Consider the following 15,695-nt stretch of genomic DNA (forward strand, 5'->3'; position numbering starts at 1 on the left):
ACCCCCATCCGCTCACGCGGGTGGGGGTTTGGCCTTTCTGGGCGAAATACTTTCCAGGACAGCGTTCTCGGCAGTCCGAGGGCAAAGTGCGCAGGCCGCATGCGTGAATCGCGCACATTAAAAAGCCACCGCACCGGTGGCTTTTGCGTTTCTTCAGCGCTAGGGCAGGTCAGTCGCCGCGGTACTCACAGCCACTGGTGCAGGTCTCGTGTACGCGGATGCGTGACAGTTCCGGCAGCAGCGGCTTGAGTTCCTGCCAGATCCACTTGGCCAGATTCTCGCTGGTGGGGTTTTCCAGACCGGGGATGTCGTTCAGGTAATTGTGGTCGAGGCGTTCGTAGATCGGCTTGAAGATCGCCTTGATCTCGGCGAAGTCGCGAATCCAGCCGGTGTGCGGATCGACCTCGCCCTCGATATAGATGGCGGCGCGGAAGGAGTGGCCATGCAGGCGGCCGCACTTGTGGCCCGCCGGCACATGCGGCAGGAGATGGGCGGATTCGAAGGTGAATTCTTTGAACAGTTCCAAGATAAACGCTCTGCTGGATAGGCCGCGAAGCGGCGTGAAGCTCGCCTGGCAGTTTACCAGTTCGGACGCTTGACGAGCCTGCCGCAGGCGATCGAACGTGCTATTGAGCCAGCCGGCGAAGGCTGCAACTTGCCCCGGCAATTCACTAGGAGCGGCTCATCGCTCATGCTGCTTGCGGTCGCTGCGCGGGTGATGAAGTCCTCGGGCGAGTTGAGCAGGCCCTTCTCCTCCAGATAGTCGAGTTTCCTCTGCAGTTGCTGGCTGAAGAATGCTTGCTGCCATTGCGGATGAACCGGCAGCCGCTGCTCTCGACGAAGGCGAGCAGTTCATTCACTTCCTTGCAGCCCTGCTCATCCAGAGCGGCCTGCACGTTGCCGCAGAAGATCAGGGTAGAAAGCGCCCGACTTCGGCTTAGCGGCATGATTGCTTTCTGGTCGTGCGTTCAGAGAGGTTGCAGGCGTTCGCCCAGGCGAGCGCTGTCGGCCAGTTCGAGGAACTCATCACCTAGGCGCTGGCTCTCGGTCATTGCCTTGCGCCAGTAGCGTTCGCGTCCGCTATCGTCGCCCAGGTAGCGCTTGAAGTCGCTACGGTCCGGTAGCTTGCCATGGGGCAATTTGGCCAGATACTCGCGCGCCGGCGCCAGCAGAAGCACGTCCTGCAGGCGCTCGGCGTCGCCGCGGCGCCAGGACAGGCCCTTGTCGAACCAGCCGGGGATGACCTTGTCGGTGAAGTGCGGATAGAGCACCACGCCATCGGCCTGGTAGGGCAAGTCGAGGTGATAGTCGAGCAGGCCACCGTCGCGGTAGGCGCCCGGTTCGAGGCCGGGGATCTCGCGGATCGCCTCCATCACCATGGGGATCGAGCCCGAGGCCAGCAGGGCATGACGCAGATTGCCCTCGGAGAGGGTGTGAAAGTGCGAGCGGAAGTCGTTCAAGGCACCCAGTGGCGGCATCTGGCGGGCGTCGTGGAGGATTATCCGGTCGAAATGCCGGCCCAAGCGGCTGCGGCTCAGCAGGTTGTTACCGATCACCGATGACAGGCCCAAGCCGAGCTTACCGCGATGGTCATGCTGGAGCAGGCCGTGGCTGCGTACCACCACGATATTCAGGCGGTACAGCGGATTATCCAGCACCGCCGCGTCCTGGCCTTCGAGCAGATCATCGAGCAGTTGCACACAGCTGCGCGATACCTCGGCCATGCTCACGCCCTTGGCGAAGCGCTGGCTGGTATACAGCTCGCCGAGGCGGCGGATACCGGCGCAGGGATCAGGCAGACAGGCACTGGCGAAACGCCAGGAGCCGATCGAGGCGCCGATCAGGGTGCGTTCGCGGGGTGCCCGTGGCAGCCAGTCACCGAACAGGGCCAGATCGAGTCCCTGGATGCCCAGGCCCTTGGGGCCGCCGGCGGCGCCAGGCAGAATAACGACATCGGCTGGCTGTAGGCCCTGCTCGCGGATACGCGCCAGGGCGCGCTTGCCGGCGCGCAGGCTGAGGGCTGGGGACTTGATATGGATGGCGGTCATGCTCGGCTCCGTATTGCAAGCCAGCGATTATAGTGGCGTGCCGGTTCAGGCCAAGCGGCTTCAGCGGGTGAATACCCCGTCAGTTGTGAGTCTTGTGCGGATTCAGCTTGAATTAAGCGCTGAAGAGAGGTGACGCAGAGGAGGCCCGAAGATAGGGGCTTCCAGGCGTGTGCGTCAATCGATTCGTGCCAATTCGTGCCAATCAGACGGCTCAGCGCTGCCCTCGAAGGAATGAGGATCGTGGCTTGACCAGCCCCGTTCCAACTCAGGGACTCCTTCGATCACCAGAGGATTTCCGAGGGCGGCACGGGGGAATCCAAGCAGGGCTCTTTTATGGAATGGGGTCTCGAAAATTTGTCCCGTTTTGCACAGGGCAACCCCGTTACCGGTGATAGTTGACCACGGATTACGACTGCTTAGAGGTGAACCCGGTGGGGGATCACAGGGTTAGCTGTCGGATGCTTCAAGGTGCTCTATCTGCTTGGCTGAAGGAGCCCAGCGACCACGCGAAGCAAGCAGAAGGTAGGCACCGTGATCCAACGGTTCACCCTTTGCGATTCGCCTGAAGGTGCTCTCAATATACATGCGGCCAAAATAACTGAACTGACCATCGTTCGGCTCCTCGGGAGTATCCAGTTCTTCGATGAGATGATGGGGGCTGGCTGCGAGGAGGCGGGGTATGATCAGTTGAAGTGCTTTGACGTAGCGTCGTGCATGTCTCTGACCAAGGCCGGTAGAGTCTGCCACCGTGGCTACCGTGATTTCCTCGACGGACTCAATGAGCCGTATAAGGGTTCTCACTGACAGCGGTCTGGACGCCTCTGCGCTACCTTCTTGGCGGTCATGCCAGTTCAGGCGGGCGACTCCTTCAATAATGTCCATGGCAAACTCTGGATACCGCCCCCAAGTCGTAGTGGGCCCGAACAAAAACGCGAACGGGTTGACTATGCGCGCTGCTGGTCTGCCTCTTCGTTCGCTGGGGTTTCGCTCCGGGGCGGCGTGTTGCCCTGTTTCGGGTCTTCTGGTTCCTCTTCTGGATCAGTTGATCTGCATTCGTGCCAATCCGCTGGGACAACTCTGCAAGCTGGTTGGCTGTGAGCATCTGGGACATCGGGTTCCTCTCTTGTAGCAGTGGGTGGGCTACAAGTGAGGGTTTTTGCGAACCACGGATGACGATTTCTTAGCGAAGCAGCCCGCAGGGCATCACTGGGCCGGCTTGAAGGTGCTCTTGATATACATGCGGCCGAAATAAATTTGGTAAGAGGTCTCTACCGAGGGAGAGCCGTGGGGCGGTCGAGTGGTTTGGTGGCTGTATACTCCTGGCCTTCGCCAAATTCATCAGCGCAAGGAGCAAGCGCATGGGACTTTTTGATCGGCTCTTCGGTGGCCGCTTTACGGCACCACCTCCCGATGAAACAGATATTAGCGACGCTGAAATTCTCCGAGAGCTTCACCCGCGTCCGTCACCTGATCAGCGTAAAGCCATGAAGGGCCTACTTGGGCACTTGCTGGCCAGAATGCCGGAAGATGAGTCTCAAAGACTGGTTCGTCGTATCGACCGTCTATTTACCGCGCAAGATGCTGCCTATAAGGCCATCTCCAGCGGACTACTGGACAGAACAAGAGGGCAGAAGCTCCAGTATCTGGCGATGCTCAGTGTCGATTGGCGCGGATTCGACGGCTTCGAGTACATGGCACCTATTGCAGTGAAAGCAAGTGGGATCACAGAAGCCTTCGCATACCGACACACCGATAACCTGCCGATGTCTGAGGTGCTAAGGCGCTTTGATGCATGGCTTGCTGAGCATGGGCTGCGATACCTTCAGGTCGATTCTGGAAGCGATAGCTACGAAGGCTTCATCGTTGATGCCAACAGGGTTCAGGAGATTACTCGACTGGCAGAGGACGCTGGCCTGCGCGTCAGCCATGAGAGCTTCTGAAGGCCCAGCAAAGGGCGAGCAGTGACCTGAACTACGCTTAGACGAGTAGTACTCAATCAGAGTGGGGGCATGCTCATGAACGCATGGCTCATACCCAAGAGGGCTCTAATCGTGCAGTCGTTGCGATCCTGAGCGCGAAACGCTCCCATGAGTTCGTCGAGGACTTGATTGATCTCCTCTACATGCGCGATACGGCGTCGGCCTTCGATCTGGCCTACTACGCGAATCGCAAGAGTGAACGCCGGGCTCGCAACCGGATGATTTGCAGTGTTGGAGGCCGAATTTTCTATGGCACAGCTTCCATGTGCTTGTTCGGACGGCTGGTCTCAGGCCTTGAGGTGAACGAGGCCCAAGGGATCGAGACTATCCGATGTACCGAGCTGGCTTACTATCGCAATAGCCCAGTGGCACCAGACGGCATTGAGCTGGTCGAGCCAGAACAGTCCAAGAAGTTCTCGCAGCCTTTTGGGCGGTCTGGAAATAGCGGCGTCAAAAGGGCAGACCCCTAAGGGATCAGCCCTTAGGTGACGTAGTGCGGTGACTACGGGTTCTTTTCCCCGTGGTGCCGAAGGAGCTTGCGCTTCCAGTCGGTGTCCAGCATGCACGCGAAGATCACGATGGCCAGGGCGAGGACGCCCAGGAACTGCCAGATACTCATGGGGCCACCCATGGATTGGGCTTCTCGATGCCTGAGCCCTCTTGCTCTGCTGACTTGCGGACGCTGAGGACTAACGCCACAAAGTGCAGCCCAGCGCGGATAGCCCAGTAAACCGCAAGGGCACCACACAGCCACTGAAGACAGGTCAAGAAGAGGCTCATACGGTCGCTCCCTTTGGCTCTGAAAGGGTCGCATGGGTTTTAGTGGCCTTGGGCGCATACACAAGCACCCGAGGGAAATCCTTCCAGTCCCGTCCGCCATTGTTTCCGCCATTGTTGTGCTTATCGAAGTCCACAGTGCGCCAGTAGGACACGCCGCTGCACTGGAAGCACCTTGCGGCATCCAGGGCACCATCTGGACCAAAACGCCCGATGTTCTCACTGGGGGACTCAGGGCCTCCACAGCCGTACTCAACGTCCGCCACCTGACCACAGCAAGGGCAAGTGAAGACCCCGATGGGGTTGGACAGTCCTTCATCGTCGTAGGCTTGGTGCAGGTCCTGTGCTTCCAGGCTGGCGCTGTAAGCGAAAACGCTCAGATTCTCCAGGGCGCTCATGCGGTCATCTCGCCCAGAGCCTTGCGGATAGCCTCGTGCTTCTTCTGGACCGGGATGCCACCTCCGTAGGTGTCGTAGGTGACTGTCCGCGAAGCGTGGCCTGTTACGGCCTGTGCATACTGAAGCTCAACACCCGCAGTTTTCATAGAGGCCGCCATGTGGTGCCGTAGGGAGTGGAGGGTCTGGTGCTCGCCCTGGTCTTCCCCGAGAGCCTGCCTGATCAACTTGCCGAGGACTTTGCTGGCTTTCCCAGAGTTCACCCCGTTTTGTGATGGAAGAGCACCGTTATCGGGTGCCTGAAGGAATGTCCCGAGGTCGAAGTCCAGCGCACCATCCACGAGCGGCACAAGGCGTTTGCTGTGCTTTTTCTTAATGGACTTGCCTTCATCGTCTTCGTTGATGTCGATGCACCACAGACCATCTACCTGCCGGATGTCCGCCTCGGTCAGGCCGCATAGTTCACCGATTCGAGCCCCAGTGATAATCCCCAGGGATAGCGCCCAGCGCTCCTAGGAGGTCGCAGGGAGGGCATTGGCGTAAGCCATGATGGTGACTACCTGTTCCCGAGTGAACGCTACGCGCTCGCTGTCAGTCCCCCTGGTGAGCTTGAGCTTGACCGCGTAGTGCTTGGGTAATTTGTCGGTGATCTCGGCCCATCCCAGGACAGCAATCAACTGGCCCAGCAACGTGTTGACGGTGGACGCCTTCCGGTCCTCCAATAGCCAGCCCCTGAGCGCTGTCAGGTCCTCCCGAGTGTGGGACCGTAGGTCAGTGACCCCGACTGCCTCGAAGGCGCGCTTAAGGACCTTGTGAGTCGATATGGCTGTCGTCCTACTGGAGCCCTTCAAGTTGACGCTGTGTTCGGCCATGTACAGCTCAGACAGCGTGGACCAGCTCAAGGGTTCCTTGGGTGGGCTTACAGATGGGGACAGGGACGCTGGGCCGCAACTGTCCGCCACTGGCTCATTCGTCAGTTGGTCAATCAACCTGACCAGCTCACCATGGTTCCCTTCAGCTCGGGCATTGGCGGCCACCATGATCTTTTGGCCTACTCCTACTGCTCGGTATTGGTCCGCGCTTAGGTCGCCCCGCTTGCCGATCTGGCGGAGGGCTAAGTACATGCCCCGGTAGGACTCACTGGCCGCCCAGTCCATCCCATCGTCACCGTGGGATACTGCAAGGCAGTCCTCAGCGATAACGATGAGGCGGGCGCGTAGCTCAGGCCAAGTGGCTTCGGGGTTATTGAGGCGGAAGTGGTCGAGTGCTTGGGTGATGGCTTTGGTCACGGATACGGCTACGGAACGACTGGAGGTGCGCAGGGCTACGCTGTAGACCCCGAGGCGCTGGTTGCGGGGGCGAAGGCGCAGATAGTAGCGTCCATGTCGCCTGAAGAGCCACGGCTTGGCGAGCTGGGTAGCTGGTATGGTGGCACTGAATTCGTGCCAATTCGTGCCAATCGAGGCGGTCGGGTGAGCGGTCATAATAGCGGAGCCCTTGTGGTTGCTGGGCCTCCGTGTCGCTCTTCAAGATTCAGCTTGAATTAAGTCGGCATCGCTATCTTGGGCACCGTAGACAACAGACACCCCCAAGGAGAACACCATGAACAAGCTGACCAGTCTTTTTGCCATCGCAGCCCTCGCTACCACCGCCGGTATTGCCCAGGCTCGTGACCTGGGCCCGGACGAGGCGCTGAAGCTACGCGATGCAGGCACCATCCAGGATTTCCAGAAGCTCAACGCGGCTGCGCTGGCCAAGTACCCGGGCGGCAAGATCGAGGACACCGAACTGGAGCAGGAGCATGGCCGCTATGTCTATCAGGTCGAGCTGCGTGACGCCCAGGGCGTGCAGTGGGACGTGGAGCTGGACGCCACCAATGGCCAGATCCTGCAAGAGCACCGGGATGACTGATGAAATTCGTGTTTCGCTATAGCGGCATCCTCGCCCTGATCGTCGCGGTACTGGCCCTCGATGCCCAGGCCCGCGACCTCGACCAGGATGAGGCTCTGCGCCTGCGCCAGGAGGGTGTCATCCGCCCCCTGGAAGATCTGATGGCACCGGCCCTGGGGCGTTACCCCGGGGCCGAGTTGCTGGAGGCGGAACTGGAAGAGGAGGATGACGTGCTGGTCTACGAGGTGGAGCTGCTGACCGCCGACGGCACCGTTCGCGAGTTGGAGCTGGATGCCCGTGACGGTCGTATCCTCAAGGACGAAGTGGAGGACTGATGCGCCTGTTGCTGGTGGAAGACCATGTGCCCCTGGCCGATGAACTGCTGGTCAGCCTCAAAGGGCAGGGCTATGCGGTGGACTGGCTGGCCGATGGCCGTGATGCCGCCTATCAGGGGGCAACCGAGCCTTATGACCTGATCATTCTCGACCTCGGCTTGCCGGGCAAGCCGGGGCTCGAGGTGCTGCGTGAGTGGCGCGCCGGCGGCCTGAGCACGCCCGTGCTGATTCTGACGGCGCGCGGTTCCTGGGCCGAGCGCATCGATGGTCTCAAGGCCGGCGCCGACGACTACCTGACCAAACCCTTCCATCCCGAAGAGCTGGCCCTGCGTATCCAGGCGCTGTTGCGCCGCGCTCACGGCCTGGCCAACCAGCCACAGCTGGAGGCTGCCGGGCTGCAGCTGGACGAAAGCCGCCAGTGCGTGACGCGTGGCAGTGAGCAGATCGAGCTGACGTCCGCCGAGTTCCGCCTGCTGCGCTACTTCATGCTGCATCCCGGGCAGATCTTGTCCAAGAGCCAGCTGGCCGACCATCTCTATGATGGCGAGAGCGAGCGCGACTCCAATGTCCTGGAAGTGCATGTCAATCGCCTGCGCGGCAAGCTCGGGCGCGAGGTGATAGAGACCCGCCGTGGCCAGGGTTACCGTTACGCCGGGGTCGACACTTGAAGTCGATCCAGCGTCGCCTCAGCCTGGGCCTGGCCAGTGTGCTGATCGTGGTGGGCCTGATCCTGGCGCAGAGCAGCCTGTGGCTGTTCGACCACAGCCTGCGCCGCTACCTGCAGGAAGACCTCAAGGACGAGACGCAGACCCTGCTGGTCGCCCTGGTGCGCGGCCAGAATGGCGTGCAGCTGGACGAGCGGCGCCTGGATCCGACGTTCCAGCGGCCGTTCTCCGGCCACTACTTCCGTATCGATTTTGCCGACGAGACCTGGCGCTCGCGTTCCCTGTGGGATCGCGACCTGCCCAAGCCTGCCCACGCGGGCCTGCAGGACGGCCTGGGTGACGGTCCGCGGGGCCAGTTGCTGCTGGTTTATCGTGGCGACTATCAGCGTTTTGGTCAGCGTTTTTCCATCAGCGTGGCGCAGGACTACACGCCTATTCTGGAGAGCTTTCGCCGTCTGCAATGGCTGGGACTGGGGCTCGGCGCTGCAGCGCTGCTGCTGATCCTGCTGGCCCAGCGCTACACGGTGCGTTCGGCGCTGCGCCCGCTGGAACGGGTGCGCGAGCAGATTGCCCAGCTGCAGCAGGGCCGGCGCACCGAGCTGGACAGCCAGGTGCCGCAGGAGCTGGTGCCGCTGGTGGCGCAGGTCAATCACCTGCTGAGCCATACCGAAGACACCCTTAAGCGTTCGCGCAATGCGCTGGGCAATCTCGGGCATGCTTTGAAGACGCCGCTGGCGGTGCTGGTCAGCCTCAGTGAACGTGAGGAGTTGCGCGATCAGCCCGAGCTGCAGGTCACCCTGCGTGAGCAGCTGGGGCAGATCCGCCAGCGCCTGGAGCGTGAGCTGGGGCGCGCGCGCCTGGCTGGCGAGGCACTACCGGGGGCGCATTTCGACTGTGCGGCGGAGCTGCCTGGGCTGTTCAGCACCCTGGGCATGATCCACAGCCACGGCCTGAAGCTGGAGTGGCAGGCCGAGCCCGGGCTGTGCCTGCCATGGGACCGGGAAGACCTGCTCGAGCTGCTCGGCAATTTGCTGGACAACGCCTGCAAATGGGCCGATGCCGAGGTACGCCTGAGCCTGGCGCTGGAAGGCGAGGACTACCGGCTGTGGGTCGACGACGATGGTCCCGGCATCGCCCCCGAGCGTCGCGAGGCGGTAATGGGGCGCGGCACCCGCCTGGATGAGCAGGTCGCCGGCCACGGCCTGGGCCTGGGCATCGTGCGTGACATGGTCGAGGCCTGGGGCGGCAGCCTGAGCCTCGAGGACAGCCCTCTGGGCGGGCTGCGGGTCGCGATCAGCCTGCCCGGGCGGCGCTGATCACATGCCGTTGGTGAAGGCCGGATTGCTCAGGTCGATGGCCGCGCGTACCGGCTTCAGCGCTTCGGCGTACTTGCCGAGGATGTCCAGCGCGTAGTCGGCGCGGGCGCGGATGCGCAGATCGTCCTCGCCGGCTGCCGGCCCTTCATTCATCACCGCCTCCACCTGACGCACGATCAGGTGCTCCGGCAGATAGGCAATCCGACAGTTCTTGTAGCCCGAGGCACGCAGTTCGCTGATCGGGTAGGCACCACCGATACCCGAGGAAACCCCCACCAGCAACGCTGGCTTGTGCGCCAGCTCGGCCTTGCTGGCGTAGAGGAAGAAGTTCTTCACGGCCGGGCAGGCCATGCCGTTCCATTCCGGGGCGATCACCACCAGCGCATCCGCGGCGGCCAGCTGCTGCTGATACTCGGCCCAGGGGCCCTTGTCGTCGGCCGGCCACAGCGGCAAGCCGCGTTCGCCGAGGTCGATCAGGTTGCATTGTCCGGCGCTGGTCAACCCCAGGTCGATCAGGCGTTGGCGGAGATAGCGGGCGACCTTGGCGGACTGGCTGCCGCTGCGGCTGGAACCGGCGATCAGGGCGATATTGAGCATGGGCGAAGTCTCCTGCGGAAAAGTGTGCGCAGGCTACCGGCCGCTCTGGGACGGGGCAAGTGGCGAGGCGCCAGGGGCGCGGGCGAATGACGCCAGCACCCCCGCACGGTGCCGGGTCAGACGCGGAACTGGTCCATCAGCCCCTGCTGGTGGTTGGCCAGGCTGTTCAGGTTCTGGCTGACCCGGGCCGACTCTTCGGCCTGGCTGGACAAGGCCTCGGTGACATCGCGAATGCTCGCCACGTTGCGGTTGACCTCTTCGGCCACCGCACTCTGCTCCTCGGCGGCCGAAGCGATCTGCAGGTTCATGTCGTTGATCACGGTGACCGCGTCGCCGATGCGGCGCAGCGCGGTCACCGCCTGCTCGACCAGCTCGACACTGCCCTGGGCCTGCTTGTGGCTGCTGTGCATGGAACCGACCACGTCGCGGGTGCCGCTCTGCAGGTTCTCGATCACCTGGCGGATTTCCTCCACCGAGTCCTGGGTGCGCTTGGCCAGGTTGCGCACCTCGTCGGCGACCACGGCGAAGCCGCGGCCGGCCTCGCCGGCACGGGCCGCCTCGATGGCCGCGTTGAGCGCCAGCAGGTTGGTCTGCTCGGCGATGGCGCGGATCACTTCAAGTACCGAGCCGATCTGTTCGCTGCTGCTGGCCAGGGCTTCGACCTCGCTCATGGCGGAGCTGAGTTCGCTGGCCAACTGCTCGATGGACAGGGTGGTTCGGTCGATCACTGTCAGCCCTTCGCGGGCTGCGGCGTCGGCACTGCGCGCGGCATCGGCGGCCTGGGCGGCGTTGTTGGCCACGTCGTGGGCGGTGGCGCTCATTTCCTGGGAGGCGGTGGCCACCTGGTCCACTTCGCGGAACTGCTGCTGCATGCCGGCGCTGGTCTGGCTGGCGATGGCGGCGGACTGGTCGGCGGTGCTGCGGGCGTCCTGCACCGAGCGTTTCACGTCGGCGATGATCGGCTGCAGCTTGTCGAGGAAGCGGTTGAACCAGCCGGCCAGCTCGCCCAGCTCGTCCTGCTTGGCGTAGTCCAGGCGGCGGGTCAGGTCGCCTTCGCCACTGGCGATGTCGCGCAGCATGCCGGCCACGCCGAGGATGGGGCGGGTCACGCCACGCGCGGTCAGCCACATCAGGGCCAGGCCGACCAGGATGGCGAGCAGGCCGACCGCCAGGGAGAACAGCGAGTCGCCGGTGCGGCGCTCCTCCAGGCGCTGTTCGAGCTGCCTGGCCGGGCCGAGCAGGGTCTGCTGCGGAACCTCCAGCAGCACGCCCCAGGGCTGGGCCTCGGGAATCGGCAGCAGCGGCTCGAACACGCGCAGTACGCTGTCGTGTTCGAGGAACTCGGCGCGGCCACTGCCGAGCAGGGCCTTGATCTCGCTCTGGTGATCGCTGAAGGCATCCTCCAGCGGTTTGCCCAGCTTGCCGGCTTCACGGCTGTGGCCGGCCAGCAGGCCGGCAGGGCTGAGGATGCTGACATGGGCCTGGCCGTCGTAGAGCTCGCTGCTGGCCTTCTGGGCGATTTGCTGCAGGCTCTCCAGGCTGATGTCCACGCCCATCACGCCTATGACCTTGCCATTCTGTTCCAGCGGGAAGGCGATGCTGGTCATCAGCACCTGCTGGCCGTTGACCTCGTCGAAATAGGGGTCGAGCACGCAGGTCTTGCGGCTGTCGCGCGGGCAGGTATACCAGGCGTTGTAGGGCGTACCGCTGGGGCCGGCGGTGGTGTCCTGCAGCTGCGCTTCGTCCATCGACTCCGACTCCAGCGTGCCCGGCGTGCTCTGCGACCAGTAGAGGGAGAAGCGGCCCTTGTCGTTGCTGCCCAGTTCGGCCTGGCCGGCGAACAGGTCGTCCTTGCCATCCAGACCGTTGGCCTCGAACACCAGATACAGGCCGAGCAGGTTGGGGTTGGCCTCCAGGGCCGAGCGCACCTGGCGGGTCATGTCCTCGCGCAGGTCGAAGGCATCGAGAAAGCGTTTCTCGGCCTGATCCTTGAGGAACAGCACCTGGCGCGAGAAGCCCTTGCCGTATTGGTAGGCGTCCATGAAGTAGCGCTGGATGCGGATCGCCTGCAGCTCGCCGCGGGCGGCCATGCGCAGCCGCGCGGACTCTTCCAGCATGCCCGAACTGGCCGTGCGTACCAGCTGCGCGCTGCGCGTGGCCTGGTACAACGAGGCGCCTACCAGCAAGGTCACTATGGCCAGCAGACAGAGGCCGGCGAGCAGGGTGATTTTCCACTGGATAGACAGGCGGGACAGCATGGGCGGGTCCTTGTGAGTTCAGACTACTGAGTCATGTATCGGTAAGGGCGACGGAAGCTTGACCGATTTCATGGCCGACTTGAGCTACGGCGGAAAACCGCTGGGTGAGCTGACAGGAATTATGCACGCATTGCCCAGAATTTCGCACGCCGGATTCTTTGACAGAAGCTGACCGATCAGGCAGAGTCTTGCGCTTTTTTCCCGCCGCGCGCGGTCTGTGCAAGTCGGCAATTGGAGTCTCGCAATGAACGCAGTGGTAGCCGCAGTCGGCATCATGCTGGTCCTCAGTCTGTGCCGGGTGCACGTGGTGGTGGCGCTGATCGTCGGCGCCCTGGCCGGCGGTTTGCTCGGCGGCCTGGGGCTGGAGGGCTCGCTGGCAGCCTTCAATAAAGGCCTGGGCGGCGGCGCCACGGTGGCGCTGTCCTATGCGCTGCTCGGCGCCTTCGCCGTGGCCATCGCCAAGTCGGGCCTGGCCCATGCCCTGGCCGACCGCGCCCTGGCGCTGGTGGGGAGCCAGCAGGAGCAGGGCGGTGGCGCGCTGAAGTGGCTGCTGGTCGGCCTGCTGCTGGCGGTATCGGTGTCCTCGCAGAACATCCTGCCGATCCACATTGCCTTCATCCCGCTGCTGGTTCCGCCGCTGCTGTATGTGCTGAGCAAGCTGCAGATCGATCGCCGGCTGGTCGCCTGCGTCATCACCTTCGGCCTGATCACCCCCTACATGTTCCTGCCGGTGGGCTTCGGCAACATCTTCCTCAACGAGATCCTGCTGGCCAACGTGGCCAAGGCCGGGGTGGACGTCAGCGGGGTGAATGTCACCGAGGCCATGCTGATCCCGGCCGTCGGCATGCTGTTCGGCCTGCTGCTGGCGGTGTTCTTCAGCTACCGCGGCAAGCGCGAGTACGCCCTGCAGCCGATTGCCCAGGCCGAGCGGGTCGAGACGCGCTACAGCCCGCTAAGCCTGCTGGTGGCCGGCGTGGCGGTGGCCGTGGCGTTTGTCGTGCAGCTGTGGCTGGACTCGATGATAGTCGGCGCGCTGGCGGGCTTCGTGGTGTTCTCGGTGTCCGGCGTGGTGCGCTGGAAGGAGGCCGACGACCTGTTCACCGAAGGCATGAAGATGATGGCCATGATCGGCTTCATCATGATCGCCGCGCAGGGCTTTGCCGAGGTGATGAATGCCACCGGTGACGTGCAGGCGCTGGTGGATGCTTCGGCTGCCTGGATCGGCAACAGCAAGGCGCTGGGCGCGCTGCTGATGCTCCTGGTCGGGTTGCTGGTGACCATGGGCATCGGTTCGTCCTTCTCCACCGTGCCGATCATCGCCGCGATCTTCGTGCCGCTGGGTGTGCAACTGGGCTTCAGCCCGCTGGCGATCGTCTGCATCGTCGGTACCGCCGGCGCTCTGGGCGATGCCGGCTCGCCAGCCTCCGACTCGACGCTAGGCCCGACTTCGGGGCTGAACATCGACGGTCAGCACAACCACATCTGGGACACCGTGGTGCCGACCTTCCTGCACTACAACCTGCCGTTGCTGGTGTTCGGCTGGGCCGCCGCCATGCTGCTCTAGGGCGCAAGCCGACACCCTGAGCTAAACCTAAGTGACCGCTCGGTCGCTTATGCAATTGACGGGGCTGCCGATAAACCGGCAGCCCCGTTTCGCTTTCGAATAGACGCCCTCCAGAGGAAAGGACAATGCGCCTCACACTGAAAAGCAAAATGCTCCTGCTGGCCCTGCTGCCGGTGATCCTGTTCGCCATCGTGCTCAGTGGCGCGGCGGCCAAGATTCTGCTTGATCTGGCCGAGGACGAGGTCAAGGAGACGCGCGAGCGCCTGCTGCAGGAGAGTCGCCGCGAGCTGCAGCACTACATGCAGATCGCCATGGGCTCGGTGCAGGCGCTGTATGACGGCGCGAGCCAGGGCGACATGGCCAGCCGCGAGCAGGCCATCGCCATCCTCGCCAAGATCAAGTACGGCAAGGATGGCTACTTCTTCGGCTACGACTCCCAGGTGATCCGCCTGTTCCGCGGCGACAGCCCGGTGGATGTGGGCAAGAGCTTTACCGGCCGCCAGGACCCCAACGGCGTACGCGTCAACGATGAGCTCGTTCGCGTGGCCAAGGACGGTAGCAACTATGTGCAGTACAGCTCGCCGCTGCCGAACAACGAGAATGTGCTGGTACCCAAGCTGGCCTACAGCTACTACCTGCCCAAGTGGGACCTGGCCCTGGGCACGGCGGTCAACCTGGACGGCGTCGAGGCCCAGGTCGCCGAGGTCGAGGCAGCCATCGAGGAGCGCGTCAGCACCATCCTCACCAGCATCCTGGTGATCGCCATGATCATGCTGGTGGTGTTCGGAATCCTCGGCCTGGCGCTGAGCAACGCCTTCCTGCGCCCGCTGCAGCAGATCAAGGCCAACCTGGACGACATCGCCGCCGGCGAGGGTGATCTGACCCGCCGCCTGCCGGTGACCAGCCAGGACGAGCTGGGTGAACTGGCGGGTTCCTTCAACCGCTTCGTCGAGAAAATCCACGGCCTGGTGCGACAGATCGCCGAGATGACCACCCAGCTGACCGGTCTGGTCGGCGAGGTAGCCGCGCAGGCGCAGCGTTCCGAGCAGGCCATGGAGCGCCAGCGCCACGAGACCGACCAGGTGGCCACGGCGATCAACGAGATGTCCGCCGCCGCCCACGAGGTGGCGCGCAGCGCCCAGGGCGCGGCCGAGGCGGCGCAGCAGACCGACAACGAGGGCCAGGCGGCGAAGAAGGTGGTCGATGGCAGCATCGAGCGCATTCACGCCCTGGTCGAGGACATCCGCGAGAGCGGCGTGTCGCTGGACAACCTGCAGCAGGACGTGCAGTCCATCGTCAGCGTGCTCGACGTGATCCGCTCCATCGCCGAGCAGACCAACCTGCTGGCGCTCAACGCCGCCATCGAGGCGGCCCGCGCCGGCGAGGCCGGGCGTGGCTTCGCCGTGGTTGCCGACGAGGTGCGCGCGCTGGCCAGCCGCACCCAGCAGAGCACCCAGGAAATCCAGGGCATGATCGACCGCCTGCAGGGGGGCACCCGTGACGCCGTCACCGCCATGCGCCGCTCCAGCGATGCCGGCGAGATCACCAGCGAGCAGGCCAACCAGGCCGGCGCCTCGCTGGACGCCATCGCCCAGCTGATCGGTACCATCAATGCGATGAACGCGCAGATCGCCAGCGCCGCCGAGGAGCAGACCGCGGTGGCCGAGGAGATCAACCGCAGTGTGCACCAGATCGCCGTGGCGGTGGAAAGCGTGGCGGACGAAACCCGTCACGGCGCCGAGACCTCGCGCAGCCTGGCCGGCCTGGGCGAGCGCCTGGGGGCGCTGGTGCGGCAGTTCCGTATCTGAGTACCTGCGCAATGAACTAGGGCGCCCATGGGCGCCCTTGTTCATTCTGTTGCGGTCTGCACC

The 15,695-nt window shown here is 63.6% G+C and carries 16 protein-coding genes and 1 pseudogene; 8 read left to right on the top strand and 9 right to left on the bottom strand.

Annotation, left to right across the window (positions count from 1 at the left end):
- Positions 1-169: 169 nt before the first annotated feature.
- From queD to DMO17_RS19605, 4 genes and pseudogenes are all read right to left on the bottom strand, one after another.
- Positions 170-526 (bottom strand): 6-carboxytetrahydropterin synthase QueD, encoded by a 357-nt coding sequence (gene queD, locus DMO17_RS16450; RefSeq protein WP_021700277.1) that lies wholly within the window; start codon positions 524-526, stop codon positions 170-172.
- Between the two features lie 53 nt (positions 527-579).
- Positions 580-947: pseudogene (locus DMO17_RS20110) on the bottom strand (DUF5329 family protein).
- A 21-nt stretch (positions 948-968) separates the two neighbouring features.
- Positions 969-2,048 carry a patatin-like phospholipase domain-containing protein gene (locus DMO17_RS16460; protein ID WP_110683568.1) on the bottom strand — a complete coding sequence of 360 codons (1,080 nt, stop codon included), beginning with the start codon at positions 2,046-2,048 and terminating at the stop codon, positions 969-971.
- Positions 2,049-2,495: 447 nt separating this feature from the next.
- Positions 2,496-2,930 carry a hypothetical protein gene (locus DMO17_RS19605; RefSeq protein WP_146224926.1) on the bottom strand — a complete coding sequence of 145 codons (435 nt, stop codon included), beginning with the start codon at positions 2,928-2,930 and terminating at the stop codon, positions 2,496-2,498.
- Between the two features lie 476 nt (positions 2,931-3,406).
- On the opposite strand from DMO17_RS19605, the gene DMO17_RS16470 reads away from it, so the two are divergent.
- Both DMO17_RS16470 and DMO17_RS16475 read left to right on the top strand, forming a co-directional pair.
- Positions 3,407-3,988, top strand: coding sequence for a DUF6630 family protein (locus tag DMO17_RS16470; RefSeq protein ID WP_110683570.1), 582 nt, complete (start codon positions 3,407-3,409; stop codon positions 3,986-3,988).
- Between the two features lie 83 nt (positions 3,989-4,071).
- Positions 4,072-4,497, top strand: a complete 426-nt coding sequence (locus DMO17_RS16475) for a hypothetical protein (RefSeq protein WP_110683571.1) — start codon at positions 4,072-4,074, stop codon at positions 4,495-4,497.
- Between the two features lie 306 nt (positions 4,498-4,803).
- Here the strand turns inward: DMO17_RS16475 and DMO17_RS19610 are convergent, their stop codons facing one another.
- From DMO17_RS19610 to DMO17_RS16485, 3 genes are read right to left on the bottom strand one after another with little or no spacing between them, the layout of a single operon-like run.
- Positions 4,804-5,202, bottom strand: coding sequence for a hypothetical protein (locus tag DMO17_RS19610; RefSeq protein ID WP_146224927.1), 399 nt, complete (start codon positions 5,200-5,202; stop codon positions 4,804-4,806).
- Positions 5,199-5,693 carry a tyrosine-type recombinase/integrase gene (locus DMO17_RS16480; RefSeq protein WP_110683572.1) on the bottom strand — a complete coding sequence of 165 codons (495 nt, stop codon included), beginning with the start codon at positions 5,691-5,693 and terminating at the stop codon, positions 5,199-5,201. The genes DMO17_RS19610 and DMO17_RS16480 overlap by 4 nt, the downstream gene beginning before the upstream one ends.
- Before the next feature lie 18 nt (positions 5,694-5,711).
- The gene (locus DMO17_RS16485; RefSeq protein WP_146224928.1) at positions 5,712-6,488 is read right to left on the bottom strand and encodes a hypothetical protein; all 777 of its coding nucleotides are present in this window, start codon (positions 6,486-6,488) and stop codon (positions 5,712-5,714) included.
- 313 nt (positions 6,489-6,801) lie between these two features.
- Here DMO17_RS16485 and DMO17_RS16490 point away from each other — a divergent pair, with 313 nt between their 5' ends.
- Genes DMO17_RS16490 through DMO17_RS16505 form a run of 4 tightly spaced genes read left to right on the top strand, consistent with a single transcriptional unit; the run spans position 6,802 to position 9,405 of the window.
- Complete coding sequence (locus DMO17_RS16490) at positions 6,802-7,110, top strand: PepSY domain-containing protein (protein ID WP_021700274.1); 309 nt, start codon at positions 6,802-6,804, stop codon at positions 7,108-7,110.
- Positions 7,110-7,424, top strand: a complete 315-nt coding sequence (locus DMO17_RS16495) for a PepSY domain-containing protein (protein ID WP_021700273.1) — start codon at positions 7,110-7,112, stop codon at positions 7,422-7,424. Before DMO17_RS16490 ends, DMO17_RS16495 begins: the two co-directional genes overlap by 1 nt.
- Complete coding sequence (locus DMO17_RS16500; RefSeq protein ID WP_061904563.1) at positions 7,424-8,092, top strand: response regulator transcription factor; 669 nt, start codon at positions 7,424-7,426, stop codon at positions 8,090-8,092. Before DMO17_RS16495 ends, DMO17_RS16500 begins: the two co-directional genes overlap by 1 nt.
- Positions 8,089-9,405 carry a sensor histidine kinase gene (locus tag DMO17_RS16505; protein WP_110683574.1) on the top strand — a complete coding sequence of 439 codons (1,317 nt, stop codon included), beginning with the start codon at positions 8,089-8,091 and terminating at the stop codon, positions 9,403-9,405. The genes DMO17_RS16500 and DMO17_RS16505 overlap by 4 nt, the downstream gene beginning before the upstream one ends.
- On the opposite strand, the gene DMO17_RS16510 is transcribed toward DMO17_RS16505, so the two are convergent.
- Positions 9,406-10,002 carry an NADPH-dependent FMN reductase gene (locus DMO17_RS16510; protein ID WP_110683575.1) on the bottom strand — a complete coding sequence of 199 codons (597 nt, stop codon included), beginning with the start codon at positions 10,000-10,002 and terminating at the stop codon, positions 9,406-9,408.
- Positions 10,003-10,118: 116 nt separating this feature from the next.
- Positions 10,119-12,260 (bottom strand): methyl-accepting chemotaxis protein, encoded by a 2,142-nt coding sequence (locus DMO17_RS20240; protein WP_110683576.1) that lies wholly within the window; start codon positions 12,258-12,260, stop codon positions 10,119-10,121.
- Positions 12,261-12,504: 244 nt separating this feature from the next.
- On the opposite strand from DMO17_RS20240, the gene DMO17_RS16520 reads away from it, so the two are divergent.
- Both DMO17_RS16520 and DMO17_RS20245 read left to right on the top strand, forming a co-directional pair.
- On the top strand, positions 12,505-13,824 hold the full coding sequence (locus tag DMO17_RS16520) for a Na+/H+ antiporter family protein (RefSeq protein WP_110683577.1): 1,320 nt from the start codon (positions 12,505-12,507) through the stop codon (positions 13,822-13,824).
- Between the two features lie 125 nt (positions 13,825-13,949).
- Positions 13,950-15,632, top strand: coding sequence for a methyl-accepting chemotaxis protein (locus DMO17_RS20245; RefSeq protein WP_110683578.1), 1,683 nt, complete (start codon positions 13,950-13,952; stop codon positions 15,630-15,632).
- Positions 15,633-15,695 lie beyond the last annotated feature (63 nt).

This window comes from Aquipseudomonas alcaligenes, assembly GCF_003205495.1.
Taxonomy (GTDB): Bacteria; Pseudomonadota; Gammaproteobacteria; order Pseudomonadales; family Pseudomonadaceae; genus Aquipseudomonas; species Aquipseudomonas alcaligenes_B.

Excerpts from the sequence above, each read along its gene's own strand:
- DMO17_RS19605 (WP_146224926.1), bottom strand. The coding sequence starts at position 2,930 with ATGGACATTATTGAAGGAGTCGCCCGCCTGAACTGGCATGACCGCCAA.
- DMO17_RS16460 (WP_110683568.1), bottom strand. The coding sequence starts at position 2,048 with ATGACCGCCATCCATATCAAGTCCCCAGCCCTCAGCCTGCGCGCCGGC.
- DMO17_RS16490 (WP_021700274.1), top strand. The coding sequence starts at position 6,802 with ATGAACAAGCTGACCAGTCTTTTTGCCATCGCAGCCCTCGCTACCACC.
- DMO17_RS16475 (WP_110683571.1), top strand. The coding sequence starts at position 4,072 with ATGGCTCATACCCAAGAGGGCTCTAATCGTGCAGTCGTTGCGATCCTG.
- DMO17_RS16520 (WP_110683577.1), top strand. The coding sequence starts at position 12,505 with ATGAACGCAGTGGTAGCCGCAGTCGGCATCATGCTGGTCCTCAGTCTG.
- DMO17_RS20245 (WP_110683578.1), top strand. The coding sequence starts at position 13,950 with ATGCGCCTCACACTGAAAAGCAAAATGCTCCTGCTGGCCCTGCTGCCG.
- DMO17_RS16470 (WP_110683570.1), top strand. The coding sequence starts at position 3,407 with ATGGGACTTTTTGATCGGCTCTTCGGTGGCCGCTTTACGGCACCACCT.
- DMO17_RS20240 (WP_110683576.1), bottom strand. The coding sequence starts at position 12,260 with ATGCTGTCCCGCCTGTCTATCCAGTGGAAAATCACCCTGCTCGCCGGC.
- DMO17_RS16495 (WP_021700273.1), top strand. The coding sequence starts at position 7,110 with ATGAAATTCGTGTTTCGCTATAGCGGCATCCTCGCCCTGATCGTCGCG.
- DMO17_RS16510 (WP_110683575.1), bottom strand. The coding sequence starts at position 10,002 with ATGCTCAATATCGCCCTGATCGCCGGTTCCAGCCGCAGCGGCAGCCAG.
- DMO17_RS16500 (WP_061904563.1), top strand. The coding sequence starts at position 7,424 with ATGCGCCTGTTGCTGGTGGAAGACCATGTGCCCCTGGCCGATGAACTG.
- DMO17_RS19610 (WP_146224927.1), bottom strand. The coding sequence starts at position 5,202 with ATGAGCGCCCTGGAGAATCTGAGCGTTTTCGCTTACAGCGCCAGCCTG.